At 62.9% G+C, this 13,210-nt stretch carries 9 protein-coding genes; 4 read left to right on the top strand and 5 right to left on the bottom strand.

Annotated features, from left to right (window positions below):
* Positions 1 to 220: 220 nt before the first annotated feature.
* Positions 221 to 2,086 carry a biosynthetic-type acetolactate synthase large subunit gene (ilvB, locus tag BPHYT_RS10500; RefSeq protein WP_012433119.1) on the top strand — a complete coding sequence of 622 codons (1,866 nt, stop codon included), beginning with the start codon at positions 221 to 223 and terminating at the stop codon, positions 2,084 to 2,086.
* 40 nt (positions 2,087 to 2,126) lie between these two features.
* Here ilvB and bamA read toward each other — a convergent pair whose 3' ends face one another.
* Positions 2,127 to 4,436 carry an outer membrane protein assembly factor BamA gene (gene bamA, locus BPHYT_RS10495; RefSeq protein WP_012433118.1) on the bottom strand — a complete coding sequence of 770 codons (2,310 nt, stop codon included), beginning with the start codon at positions 4,434 to 4,436 and terminating at the stop codon, positions 2,127 to 2,129.
* A 323-nt stretch (positions 4,437 to 4,759) separates the two neighbouring features.
* On the opposite strand from bamA, the gene BPHYT_RS10490 reads away from it, so the two are divergent.
* Genes BPHYT_RS10490 through BPHYT_RS10480 form a run of 3 tightly spaced genes read left to right on the top strand, consistent with a single transcriptional unit; the run spans position 4,760 to position 7,797 of the window.
* The gene (locus BPHYT_RS10490; protein WP_012433117.1) at positions 4,760 to 4,951 is read left to right on the top strand and encodes a hypothetical protein; all 192 of its coding nucleotides are present in this window, start codon (positions 4,760 to 4,762) and stop codon (positions 4,949 to 4,951) included.
* Complete coding sequence (locus BPHYT_RS10485) at positions 4,944 to 5,348, top strand: hypothetical protein (RefSeq protein WP_012433116.1); 405 nt, start codon at positions 4,944 to 4,946, stop codon at positions 5,346 to 5,348. Before BPHYT_RS10490 ends, BPHYT_RS10485 begins: the two co-directional genes overlap by 8 nt.
* Positions 5,349 to 5,370: 22 nt before the next feature.
* A complete protein-coding gene (locus BPHYT_RS10480) occupies positions 5,371 to 7,797 on the top strand; it encodes an LPS-assembly protein LptD (RefSeq protein ID WP_012433115.1) in 2,427 nt (808 codons plus the stop codon).
* Between the two features lie 6 nt (positions 7,798 to 7,803).
* Here the strand turns inward: BPHYT_RS10480 and BPHYT_RS10475 are convergent, their stop codons facing one another.
* The 4 genes from BPHYT_RS10475 to BPHYT_RS10460 all read right to left on the bottom strand — a co-directional run bounded on the left by BPHYT_RS10475 (position 7,804) and on the right by BPHYT_RS10460 (position 13,000).
* Positions 7,804 to 9,423, bottom strand: a complete 1,620-nt coding sequence (locus tag BPHYT_RS10475) for a PqiB family protein (protein WP_012433114.1) — start codon at positions 9,421 to 9,423, stop codon at positions 7,804 to 7,806.
* 163 nt (positions 9,424 to 9,586) lie between these two features.
* Entirely contained in the window at positions 9,587 to 10,549 is a 963-nt protein-coding gene (locus tag BPHYT_RS10470) for a DUF2950 domain-containing protein (protein ID WP_012433113.1), read from the bottom strand.
* A gap of 22 nt (positions 10,550 to 10,571) precedes the next feature.
* Positions 10,572 to 12,026: a DUF3300 domain-containing protein gene (locus tag BPHYT_RS10465; RefSeq protein ID WP_012433112.1), complete on the bottom strand. Its 1,455-nt coding sequence runs from the start codon at positions 12,024 to 12,026 to the stop codon at positions 10,572 to 10,574.
* A 482-nt stretch (positions 12,027 to 12,508) separates the two neighbouring features.
* The gene (locus BPHYT_RS10460; protein WP_012433111.1) at positions 12,509 to 13,000 is read right to left on the bottom strand and encodes a RidA family protein; all 492 of its coding nucleotides are present in this window, start codon (positions 12,998 to 13,000) and stop codon (positions 12,509 to 12,511) included.
* Positions 13,001 to 13,210: the final 210 nt, after the last annotated feature.

The raw sequence follows: 13,210 nt of genomic DNA, 5'->3' as shown, positions 1-13,210 counted from the left end.
CAGCCTCGATCATTGTCAGAATGAACAAAGCCGTTTCTCACGATACTTCCAGACGCACATCAAAAAAGTGCTGGATGGGCTGCGCTTTGTACGGAGAACCCGTTTGAGCAATCGCCCATAAGCTGGTCAGGAACATACGCTGTTCTCGAGTTGGAAGGGAAATCGACCTTAGATTTTTGGCCGCTGATGTTCTCAGCGCCCGTTTCCATGCGAGCCAGCCATGACCCAAAACCCCAACGTTGCTTTAGACGCTCTCCTGAAACCGCCGGCTGCAGGCGAAGCGATGTCGGGCGCCGACATCATCCTGCGCGTACTCAGCGAGCAGGGTGTGGATACCGTATTCGGTTATAGCGGCGGCGCCATTTTGCCGACGTACGACGCCGTGTTTCGTTTCAACGAAATGCACGCGCAAACGCCCGAGCGTCAGATCAAACTCGTCGTGCCCGCCAATGAACAGGCTGCCGGCTTCATGGCCGCCGGTTATGCGCGCGCGAGCGGAAAAGTCGGTGTCTTCATGGTGACGTCGGGCCCCGGCGCGACGAACGCGGTGACGCCGATCGCCGACTGCAACGGCGATTCGATCCCCGTCGTCCTCATATGCGGGCAGGTGCCTCGTGCCATGATCGGCACGGATGCCTTTCAGGAAGCGCCCGTCTTCAACATCATGTCGGCGTGCGCAAAGCAGGTGTTTCTGGTCACCGACCCGGCAAAGCTCGAACAGACGCTGCGGACCGCATTCGAAGTCGCGCGCACCGGCCGTCCAGGTCCGGTCGTCGTGGATGTGCCCAAGGACATCCAGAACTGGACCGGCACTTACCAGGGGCAAGGTACGCTGGAGTTCAGAGGCTATTCCGACCGTCTTCGAATGGTGGCGAAAGGCGCTCGTCTCGATGAGGGCAAGCGCAACGACTTTTTCGGTCTGCTGGCGCAAAGCAAACGGCCGCTGCTGTATGCCGGCGGCGGCATTATCACGGCCGGCGCAACCGCTGAGTTGCGTCGCTTTGCCGAGCGTTTCGGAATCCCCGTCGTGACCACGTTGATGGGTCTCGGCGCGATATCCGTGAGACACGAACTCGGCCTCGGCATGCTCGGCATGCACGGCGCTGCGTGTGCGAACTACGCGGTGGAAGATTGTGACTTCCTGATCGCGGTGGGTGCCCGCTTCGACGACCGGGTCGCCGGTGGTCGCCCCGACGCATTCGCGCCCCGAGCGCGCCATGTCGCGCATATCGACATCGACGAGGCGGAAATCAACAAGGTTAAGCGGGCGCACTGGGCGCACGTGGGCGACGCCAAAGAAAGCTTGCTGTCGCTGATGAAACACGGCCCCGCCGTGCAACCGCGTTTGGACTGGCTCGATCGTATCAAGGAGTTGAAGCGAGTCTACGGTATGAACTACGACCGGAATAGTCCGGCAATTCAGCCGCAATTCGTCGTCGAAAAGCTCAGTGCCCTGACCGGCGGGCGAGCTATCGTCACCACGGGCGTCGGCCAGCATCAGATGTGGGCTGCGCAATTTTTCGACTTCGTCGAGCCGCGCAGCTTCCTCACTTCGGGCAGCATGGGGACCATGGGTTTCGGGCTGCCCGCGGCTATCGGTGCTCAACTGGCGCGGCCGGATGCCCTTGTGATCGACATCGACGGCGACGGCAGCATCCGCATGAATATTGGTGACCTGGAAACGGCCACCACTTATGGCGTGCCGGTCAAAGTCCTGTTGCTGAACAATCTCGGTGACGGGATGATCCGGCAATGGCAGCGTCTCTTCTACGAGGGCCGCTTGTGCGTGAGCGACAAGTCGCTGCATCGCAAGGATTTTGTCATGGCGGCACAGGCCGACGGGTTCGAGTTTGCGCGTCGCGTTGCCACCCTGAACGAACTCGAGGACCAGCTTAAGGCCTTCATCGAATTCGACGGACCGGCTTTCCTCGAAGTGATGGTCGACGAGAACGCCGATGTGTTTCCGATGGTAGGGCCGGGGCAAAGCTACGCGAATATGGTTACCGGGCCGTTCATTCCGTCCCGGGCCGAGCCGGAAGCCAGAGGGAAGGGCGCGGAGCGTCAGGCGGCTGCGGATATGTTCTAACCCCGCGCCGTGTGTGATTCTTGCTATCTTCCGCGCCCGCTCAGAACGACGTGCCAATCTGAAACTGGAACTTCTGATACTTGTCGGTCGCATGTTTGACGACAGGAAAGCCGAGTGACAGCTTGAGCGGGCCGATCGGTGAAATCCATTCGAGACCCGCACCATAGCTGTATCGCAAGCCGTTGGCGCCGGTGCTGTTGCCTTCGTCGCCCCAGACATTACCGGCATCGAGGAAGGTGAATACACGCAGCGTCCGGTCCCAACCGCTGCCCGGCAGCGGGAATGTCATCTCGACGTTAGCCACCACCATCCGCGAGCCGCCGATCGGGTCGCCGGTCGTCTTGTCGGTCGGCCCGAGCGAGCCGGCCTCGTAACCGCGCACCGAGCCGATGCCGCCCGCGTAGTAGTTCTTGAAGATCGGATAGGCCTTGCCGGCAAAACCATTGCCGTAACCGCCTTGCAGGTTCAGGCCGAGAATGAAGCCGCGCGCGAACGAGTAGTAGTACTGCGCCTGCACGTCTGCTTTGTAGTACTCGGTGCCGCCGGCCGGCGTGCCGACTTCGCCGTTGGTCTGGATGAAGTAGCCGCGGCTCGGCACGAGTGCGCTGTCGCGATTGTCGCGAGCCCAGCCTGTCGTCAGCGGCACGTTGTTCACCACGCGGCCGAATTCGGAGACGTAATCCAGATAGCTTTGCGGCGTGGAGGAGTCCGTGTTCAGGCGGTTCTGTTCGAGGCCAACACCGAAATAAACCGTATCCGCTTCGGAAAACGGAATGCCGAATTTCAGGTCCGCGCCCATCGTGATGATGCGGAAACTCGTATCCGTGTAGTTGTAGAGCGGATAGCTGGTGCGGTAATACACGTCGGTGATCCGCTTGATGCCGTCCACCGTGAAATACGGATCGGTCTGCGTCACGGTTAGCGTGCGGTAGGTCTTCGCGGTGTTCACGTTCACGGCGAGGCTCGTGCCCGAACCGAATACGTTGTCTTGCGAGACACCGGCGGAAAGCACCACCTTGTCCGTGGATGAGAAGCCCGCGCCCAACGTAATCGCACCGGTGGGTTTCTCGCTCACCTTGACGTCCACGTCGACCTGATCGGGCGAGCCTTCCACCGGCACGGTGGTGACGTCGACATCGGTGAAATAGCCGAGCCGGTTGACCCGGTCTTTCGAAAGCGTGAGGCGGTTCGAATCGAACCACGAACTTTCGAGCTGACGCATTTCGCGGCGCACCACTTCATCACGCGTGCGCGTGTTGCCGACCACGTTGATATGGCGCACATAGACGCGGCGGCTCGGGTCAACCTGCAGTGTCAGATCCACGGTATGGCGCTGCTGGTCGATCTTCGGCACTGCATTGACGGTAGCGAACGCATAGCCATATTCGCCGAGCTTATCGACGATCGCCTTGGTGGTGGCCTGCAGTTTCTCGGCGGAGAAACGTTCACCGGCTTTGATATTCACGAGCTTTTTCAATTCGGCTTCGCGATCGAGCAGGTTGCCGGCAAGTCCGATCGACGCAATCGTATACGGCTCGCCTTCATGCAGCGTGACCGTGAGGTACATCTCCTTCTTGTCCGGCGTCAGCGATACCTGGGTCGACTCGATACTGAACTCCAGATAGCCGCGATTCAGGTAATACGAGCGCACGTGTTCCAGATCGCCGGTCAGTTTGTCTTTCGCATACAGATCGTTCTTCGTGTACCACGAGAACCAGTTCGGCGTGGACAACTGCATCTCGTCGCGCAATGTATCGCTGCTGAACGCCTGGTTGCCGATGAAGTTGATCTGGCGGATCTTCGCGCTCGGACCTTCGGCGACCGAGAACAGCACCGCCACCCGGTTGCGGTCGATCGGCGTGATCGTGGTGGTGACTTCGGCGGCATAGTAGCCGCGCGTCAGGTATTGGCGTTTCAGCTCCTGCTCGGCCTTGTCGACCAGCGCCTTGTCGTAATAGCGGCCTTGCGACAACCCGACCGAACCGAGCGCCTTGGTCAAATTTTCCTTGTCGAACTCGTGAATGCCCGCGAAATCGATCGTGCCGACCGCGGGACGTTCCTGCACAGACACCACGACGGTATCGCCCTGCGTCGAAATCCGTACTTCGTTGAAGAAGCCCGTGGCATAGAGCGCGCGAATCGCCTCCGATGCCTTCTCGTCGCTGAAGGTGTCACCTTGCTTGATGGGCAGATAGGCGAACAGCGTGCCGGGCTCGACGCGTTTCAGTCCCTCGATGCGAATGTCCTGCACCACGAAAGCTTGCGCAGCGTGGGCGGATCCGCTCGTCAGTGCGATACCGGCGAGCGAGAGCGCACCGGCTAGACGGCTCGTTAATACTTGAAGGTTCATCTTGGGTTTCAGTCCCGATGCATCGCACGACAACGCGCAACAGAGCGATGCATTCGAAACGACGTGCCTTGGCTCTGGAAAGCGCGAAGTATAGGGACGCGTGCGCCGTCGATCGTTACTGAAAACTTTCCGTCCATTAGGGTTGCTAACGTGCGCGCCGTGCTCGTTGGGCAGGCGTGTGTGGTTTGGCAGCGGAGCGCCGAAATAAAGCGTTACAGAACCCAAGGAAGCGTAGGGGGCGTGTAACCCGGCAGCCGGCGTGCGCTGCTATCGTCCAAGGGTCGATTCCGCTACCTGCGAAACGCGTTTCTGGAGAAGCGATCATGATTGAATATCTTTCACCCGCGGTTCTCGCGGCGGTCCTGCGTGTCAGCTCGACGCCGGTCTTTTCGATCCATCTGGCTCTGGCCTCGCTGCTCGCTGCGCGCGAGGCGTCCGGCAGCGCGCCGGCCACGGCGGACGGCACAACAGTGAGCCGTGCAACGCCCCGGCAGGAGGGCGCGGGCCGTGTCTGATGTGTCGACCTTCATGCTGAATTCGATTACCGACATGCAATTGACGGCGGACGGCCAATATCTGCTGATTCACGGTAATCAACCGACGGCGGCGTTGCATCGGTCGGTACTCAACGACTTGCTGGTCGCGTTGCCGAATGCCATCGAGCACGCCGACCGTGTGCTTCATAACGATCAGGAGATGGGTTTCGCGCTGCACTGCCAGGGATGGGAAGTCGGCCGGCTCGACGGTATGGAGATGGTGGTGATCCGCTTCCGGCTATCCGGCAGCGCGGGCTTGTCGTTTTCATTACCGGCCGGGCAGATTCCGTATCTGCTGCAAGCGCTCGGGGGCGCGGCGGGCGTGAGTGCGGCTGGCGCGAGCGAGCCCCGCTCGAACGACATGACGCTTCAGTAAAGCCCGCTCGATCCACTCGCGCATGACGCGCTCGAACGGGCGCTTGCCCGGCTTTCTCTTCACCGCGCTGCATTGCTGCGTCCTTTATCCTTTCCGGGCATTACCTGATTTGATACCACGCCGTGTTTTTCAGCGTCTGCGTTTGCGGCCGCTCGTTCCTCTCGTGCTGTGCGCGGCGGGATGCGCGCCCCTTGCCGGTCACGCGCAACTGGCCGGCACCGCGGCAACGCCCGAATCGCTCGACGGCATCTGGGGGCTGCGCCTCGCGCCGCAATTGAGCGAGCAAGTACTGCGGCCGGGCGACCGGCCCGTCACCTTCGCGATCGCCGATTCGATTACCACTACGGCCGGCACGGATGTCGCGTTGCAAGGACACGCGCAGTTGCGGCGCCCGGCGTCGGTCGTGGCGGGCGACGCGCTCTATTACGACGTCGACCGCGACAAGGCCGATGCTTATGGCCACGTGCATCTCGTCGACAACGGCAACGTGTTCGACGGCCCGGACGCGCATTTCTACGTGGAAGCGAACGAAGGCTATATCAGCGTGCCGAAGTACAGGTTTTATCTCAGCGGCGGCTGGGGCAGCGCGGAGCGCGCGGATGTGCTCGACAACGAACGCACCGTCGTTCGTCACGGCACGTACAGCACGTGTCAATGCGAGTCGGCACCGGCTTGGTATCTGAAGGCATCCGAATTCGATATCGACAGCGGCAATGATGAAGGCATTGCCCACAATGGCGTGCTGTTTTTTCAGGGCGTGCCGCTGCTGGCTAGCCCGTGGCTGTCGTTTCCATTGTCGGGTGTCCGCCGCAGCGGTTTCCTGCCGCCGACGTTCTCGGTCAGTTCCACCAACGGAGTCGACGTCGCATTTCCGTACTACTTCAATCTCGCGCCGAACTACGACCTGACGCTCACGCCGCGCATCATGTCGCGCCGAGGCGAGATGCTGACGGCGGATTACCGCTATATCCAGCCCAACGATTCGGGAACGATGTCGCTCGCGTGGCTGCCACACGATGCGATTACCGGAACACAACGCTATTCGATCGCGTTGAATCAGAACTGGAATCTCGGTTCGGGCCTGAGCGCCTATGTGAACTACAACCGCGTGTCGGACTCGACGGTATCGACGGATCTGGCGTCGGGCGTAGCGTTTCCGACCGGCTCCACCACGCTGTATCAGCAGGAGGCGGGCCTCAACTATACGAATGGGCCGTGGAGCGTGCTGGCTCGCGAGCAGCGCTGGCAGACGTTCTCGAGCGACTCCACGTATAACCGCGAACCGCAGGTCAACGTGCGATATGCGCGCTATGGCGTGGGCGGCTTCGACTTCGGCGCGGAAAGCGACGCGACGCGCTTCACGATCTCGTCTTCGGATATGACGCAAGGCAACCGTTTCGTGTTCAACCCTTACGTGAGCTATCCGATCGAACGGCCCGGCTGGTTCATCACGCCGAAGCTCGCGTGGCATTTCGCCGCCTACGATCTGACTTCGATCGGTACGGACGTGCCGGCCGGTGAGCCGAAGTCGTTCAGCGTGAACGTGCCGACCTTCAGCCTCGACTCGGGCATGCGGTTCGAGCGCAGTGTGCGGCTGTTCGGACAATCGTACATACAGACGCTCGAACCGCGGCTCTTCTACGTGTACACGCCGTATCGCAACCAGGCGTTCGTGCCGCTGTTCGATACGGCGACGGCCGATTTCGGGCTCACGGAACTGTTCATGCCTAACAGCTTCGTCGGCAACGACCGGGTGTCGGACGCCAATCGCGTCACCGCCGCACTGACCACGCGTTTTATCGATCCCGCGAGTGGCGACGAGCGCGCCCGCTTCATTCTCGCGGAGCAGTACGACTTCCGCACGCCGCGCGTAACTCTCGAAACCGGCGATGCGCTCAGTACGGTCGCTCGCACCGGGGTGATCGCGGGAGCGTCGTACAAGGTGGGTCCGGATTTCACGACCGAACAGGCCGTGGAGTACAGCCAGGCCAACCATTACCTCACGCACGCAGAAGCCGGCTTCGGCTGGGCGCCGGGCTCACGCCAGGTGTTGAACGTCGCGTATCGCTATACGCGTGCCAACAGCACGCTCGATTATCAGCCGGTCAATCAGTTCATCGTGTCGGAGCAATGGCCGCTCGCGCACAACGTGGTGAGCGTGGCGCGCGTGAATTACGACATGAGCACGCACCGTCTGATCGCGGGTTTGCTGGGCCTAGAGTACGACGCGGATTGCTGGTCGTTGGGCGTGGCGTTCGAAAAGTACACCAACGCCACGAGTTCGACCGCTTCGCCGAGCACGGGCACGCGTGTGCTGATGCAGCTTCAGCTGAAGGGCTTCTCGCAGGTGGATAACGGCCTGCTCAACCAGTTTCGCGCGAACGTGCCGGGCTATACGCCGGCTTCGACGCTCAACGAACCGACCTCGCGATTCAGCGACTATCCGTAAGCGAACTCATGGCTTGTCTCCCGGTTTGCCGCGCACCAGCGACTCCGGATGGCGCTCCAGATAATCGGCTAGCGCGTTCAGCGATCGTAGCGTGCGGGTCAACTCCTGCAGCGCCTGATGCACGTCGGACTGCAACGGCGAGTCCTGTTGCAAAGTCGCCTCGGCCGAGCCGAAGGTTTGCCGCGCGGCAGCGAGCGTGTCGCGCGCCTGCGGCACGACTTCGTTGTTGAGCCGGTTGAACAGCGCGTCGGCGTTTTTAAGCGACGTGTTCAGATTCGAACCGAGCTGATCGAACGGAATCCGGTCGAGCTTCTTCGCGATGTCGGCCACCTGCGTTTGCAACGCGTCGAGCGTGTTTGGAATGGTCGGCAGCTGGATCGGCTCGTTAGTGGTGTCGAACTTGACGGGCGCGGCGTTGGGGAAAATGTCGAGCGCGATGTACAACTGGCCCGTCAGCAGGTTGCCGGTGCGCAATTGCCCACGCAAGCCGCGCTCGACGAGACGCCGCAACAGTTCGTGGCTGGCCGCGGTACCCGCCTCGGGCATGGCCGCGCCGCGGGACCGCCGGCGCAGGCGGTCAGGGTACAGATCCAGCGTCACCGGCATGACGAAGCTGCGCGCTTGCGGATCGTATTCGACGCCGATGTCCGTGACCTGGCCCAGCACGATGCCCCGGAAGTCGACCGTCGCGCCCACCGACAGTCCGCGCAGCGACTGACTGAAGACCATCACGGTGCGTACCCGTATGCCGTCTGGCGCGCGCATGGCGTCCACTTCGTCGGCGGCGAGCCGGAAGTCGGTTTTCTCCGCGGCCGGCGTGCCCATCGGCTGACCTGGCGGCGTCTGGAAGGCGAGCCCGCCGACCAGAATCGCCGCAAGCGACTGCGTGTTGACGACAAAGCCGGTCGAATCGAGCCGCACGTCCACGCCGCTCGCATGCCACCAGCGCGAATTCGAGCCGACGTACTGATCGTACGGCGCGGCGACGAACACCTGCATGGTCACGCCCGTGCCGTCCTTGTCGAGCGAAATGCCGTAGACCTGACCCACCTGCACGCGCCGGTAGAAAATCGGCGAGCCGATATCGATCGAGCCGAGCGAATCGCCGTGCAACGTGAAGCGGTGGCCTTTCTGGGCGGCGGTGATGGGCGGCGGCGTCTCCAGCCCGACAAACTCGGTTCGCGTCTCCGTCGAGCGGCCGACATCCACGCCGATATACGCGCCCGAGAGCAGTGTGCCGATGCCCGACACGCCGGCGGCGCCTACGCGAGGGCGCACCACCCAGAAGCGGGTGTCCTTGACAGCGAAGTTCTCTGCCTGCCTGGTGAGTTGCACGGCGATCTGCACGTGCGTGCGATCCTTCGACAGCGTGATCGACTTCACCGAACCGATTTCGACGTCCTTGTACTTGACCTGGGTCTTGCCGGGTTCGAGGCCTTCGGCGTTGTCGAAGACGATGGTGATTGCCGGGCCGCGCTCCGTGACCGCCCTGACGACCAGCGCGAGACCGATCAACGCCGCGATCAGCGGCACGACCCAGACGAGCGAGGGCAACCAGCCGCGCCGCGGCACGATATCGGGATCGGGCAGATCGGGCGGCAGGGCGGGTCCTTGTGGGCTACTCATTGCGAAGCTCCGAAGCGTGGCTGGGCGCGGCCTGCCTGTTGCTCGCCGCGCGCGCCCGCAAGCGGGCGCGGATCGAATGGCAACGCCGTGCTCGCCGCTCGTTCCGGGGCGCCATACGCCGGGCGCCCACACGCGATTGCGCCCGGCGGCGCCGACGCCGCGCTCAGGGGTTCACGGCCTCCCACGACGAGTCCGGATCGAACGATTTGAGCGCAGCGGCGGCCGCCGCCGAATTTGGGCCGAGGTTTTTCTGATAAATCTGTCTGTCCTGATTGACGATGAAGCTCATCACGCCCGTTTTCCCGTATTCAGCGGGCCACGCGAGCACGGCGTAACCGTTGGTCATCGCACCGTTCTCGACGTAGTTCTGACTGCCGCCTCTCGCATGCGGCCCTTGCGCGGTCAGAATGCGGAAGTGATAGCCGTAGTAGCCCTCTTTCGAGATGTTGCCGGTAGGCGGCATCGCCGCGGCGAGCGGGCCGAGCGGACTCTCTTTTTCACCCGACGCGCTCGGCCAGTACAAGCCGTCGTGCTGGCCCGGTGTGCTGACGATGCGTTGCGCGTAATGCTGGGTCGACGCCTGATAGTCGCTTTGCGCATCGAGAATGGCGAGCGATATCATCATGGCCGCGTTCTCGTTGCGGCCGATGCGGCGGGTCGCGATCTCATCGCGGGCGGCAGCGGGATCGAAGCGCCAGCCTCTCGACGTCTGCACGAGCGGAATCGGCAACGTCCAGCCGCTGGTGCCGACCGACAGATGCTTGCTCGCGTGGCCGTTCAGCGGCGCCGGATCGTCGACGATCTGGTGTCCCTTCGACCATGCGCCGAGAAAGTCGTAGATATCCTGTTCGCCGATGTTTTGGGTCGGAATGAAGCGGGTGAAGTCCTTGCCGAGCACATGCTGCATGGCGGGATGGTCGCTGGTGGCGAGCGCTTCGACGAACGCGTCGACAGCGGCCTCGGGCGTCGGATACACAGCTTGTGCATGCGCTACGGACGCGCCGCTCAACAGCACGGCGAGCCCGAGGGCGGCAGCGGCGCGGCGCGGGCCGGGCGCGAGGGCAAAGGCTTCGGCCAGACGTGCGCCGGGGATGTGGAACATGCGGAACATGCGGATGCGGATCATGAGCGGCTCCTGTGAGATCGGTTCAATGCCGGCCGAAGTGACGCTGGCCGCCACCGCCCGCGCCGAAGCCGCCGCCGCGTTGCTGGCCGCCGCCACCCGCGCCGAAGCCGCCGCCGCGTTGCTGGCCGCCGCCACCCGCGCCGAAGCCGCCGCCGCGTTGCTGGCCGCCGCCACCCGCGCCGAAGCCGCCGCCGCGTTGCTGGCCGCCGCCACCCGCGCCCAAGCCGCCGCCGGCGCGTTGCCCACCGCGCTCGCCACCGCCTCCCGCTCCCAGATTGGCGGCGCGTTGCTGACCGCCGCCGTTCGCCCCTAGACCGCCGCCGCGGTTGCTCGCCTGCGCCTGCCGGCTGGCTTGTCCGCGCTGCACGTCGCGCTGCGCATCGCCGCCATTGCCCGCGCCACGCAACGCGTTGTCGCGGTTCACGTTCTGCGCGCCGTCGCGAATGCCGCCGGCCATGTTGCCGCCTTGGTGGATACCCTGCACACGCTGGCTGGCGGTTCCGCCCAGGTTCTGGCCAGTGCGGTTCTGCAAGGTCTGCTGAGCCTGCGCACGCGAGGCCGCCGCTGCCGACGTATCGCGTCCGCGATACGCATCTCGTTGCGCGCTGCCCACGTTGGCCGAGGTATTGCGGTTGAAGGTCGAATTGCGGTTCCAGTTGGTCGTGCTGCTATTCACGTCGAGCCGCCGGTTCACATTGATGTTGTTGAACTGATTCACGTTGATATTGACGCTGTGATTGTTCCAGTTGACGTTGCTCCACAGCGAACTGGTGATCGCCACACCGACGCCGAACGCGAGACCGGCGGCGAGACCGCTGGCCACGGCATAGCCTGGCGGGGGCGGCACATACACGGGCGGGTAGGCCGGATAGGGCCACACGCCGTAGACGACCGTGGGGTTGTACGTGGGCACATAGACGACTTGCGGGTTGACCGGCACGATCTGGATCGTGCTCTGCTCGACTATCACTTTCTGCTGCGGGGTGGTCTGCAGGTTGCCGGCCTTCTGCGCCTGTTTGCGCAGTCGCTGCACGGAGTCCATCACGTCGTTGGGCTGCGCGAGAAAAGCGTTGCCGAGCTGCGTGACCCAGTCGGGTTTCGACGCCATGGTGGCCAGCACCTGGGGAAACGCCACCAGCGATTGCACGCTCGGGTCCCACGGTTCCGACGCCACCGCCTTCACGGCGTCGTCGCCCTGGAGTTTCGGATTGGCCTTCGACCATGCCGCCGCCGCCGGCACGTCTTGTGGAAAAGTGGAGGCCATCAGCACCTGCGCGAGGAGCGCGTCGGGGTAGAGCGCGAGCGGCGCGGTCAGCGAGTCCAGTTGCTGGTTCGAGATTTTCGCCGGAGTTGGCGCGGCGGTTTGCGCATGAGCGGCCGGCGCCGCGACATCGAGCAATAGCGGCGGGCCGGCCAATGCGGTCAATGCGGCGAGAAGAATTCGCGATCCTCTCTGGTATGCCCTGGAGCGTTTCACGATCAGTTCTCCCTTGTTGGAAGTTGTTTGTGGCGCAGTGGTGCGGTGCGTGAGGCGTCGACGCCGGGACCGTGCCCCGAAGTAGCCGGTCGCTTAAGACGGGGTGGATCACCGGCGCAGCGCTCGGTGATGCAGGAGTCGCGATAATCGAACTTCAAACGGACTCCGAATTGTGTTGCGAGCAAGGTGTTTCTGAATTATCCGGTCCATGTATTCGCGGCGCATTCATGACAACACGCGGAACGCGCCGCATGCGCAGCGTGAGTGATGCATGCGAGACACCGTGAATCGCAATGGCACGATCACTAATAAACCTTTCCGCCGACGTGTGCAAACTTTTGGTCAAAAAATTCTGGTTGAATTTCCTTTGTCGATGGATTAACGGCGTGATGCTTGCCGGATTTTTTCGGCGGGTAGCGCTTCTGACAAGCCGAAGCGCACGCCGGAAAAGCGCGCACGCTGAGGGCCGGCAGGTTGACGCCTTAACAAACCTCGAAGATCGCTTCGACTTCGACGGACGCCGCGGCGGGCAGGGTGGCGACGCCGACCGCCGTGCGCGCATGCCGGCCACGTTCGCCGAACACCTCGAAGAAAAGATCGGAGGCCCCGTTGATGACTTTGGGCACGTTCGGATAACCAGGCGTTGCATACACGAAGCCACCGACGCGGTGGCAGCAGACCACGCGGTCCAGGTCGCCGTCGAGTGCGATTTGCAATGCCGCCAGCAGGTTCAGCGCGCAGATCTGCGCGGCTTGCTGTCCGGCCTGAAGGTCGTGAACTTCTCCGACCGGGCCGCTGAATTTCACTTCGCCTTCCCACTCGCAGATTTGTCCGGAGAGAAAGATCAGTTGGCCTGATCGTGAAAACGGTTTGAACGCGCCGCGCGGAGCGGGCACGTTCGGCAGGGCGAGGCCGAGCGTGTGCAGGCGGGCGAGAGCGGTGCCGGGGGCGTCGTTCGATGTGGATGTGGTCATGGCGGTGTGGAAGGTTCCGGTTGAGGGTAAAGACGGCGAAGGTTCGGGCATCCATAGAGCGTGGATCGACGCGCGCCGGTCGGGTAGCCCAATCATGGCACGGCCGGGCGCAGGTTAAAAACGTGTTAATGAGGCTCGACGCTTCGACACGAAGCAACGGCAACGAACTATCCATGCGCGTGAGCGTATGATTTCGCAACCTCTGCGAAA

Source organism: Paraburkholderia phytofirmans PsJN, from assembly GCF_000020125.1.
In the GTDB taxonomy this organism is placed as follows: Bacteria; Pseudomonadota; Gammaproteobacteria; order Burkholderiales; family Burkholderiaceae; genus Paraburkholderia; species Paraburkholderia phytofirmans.
Note: the sequence above shows the minus strand (reverse complement) of the source record. Positions and strands in the feature narration are given on the sequence as shown.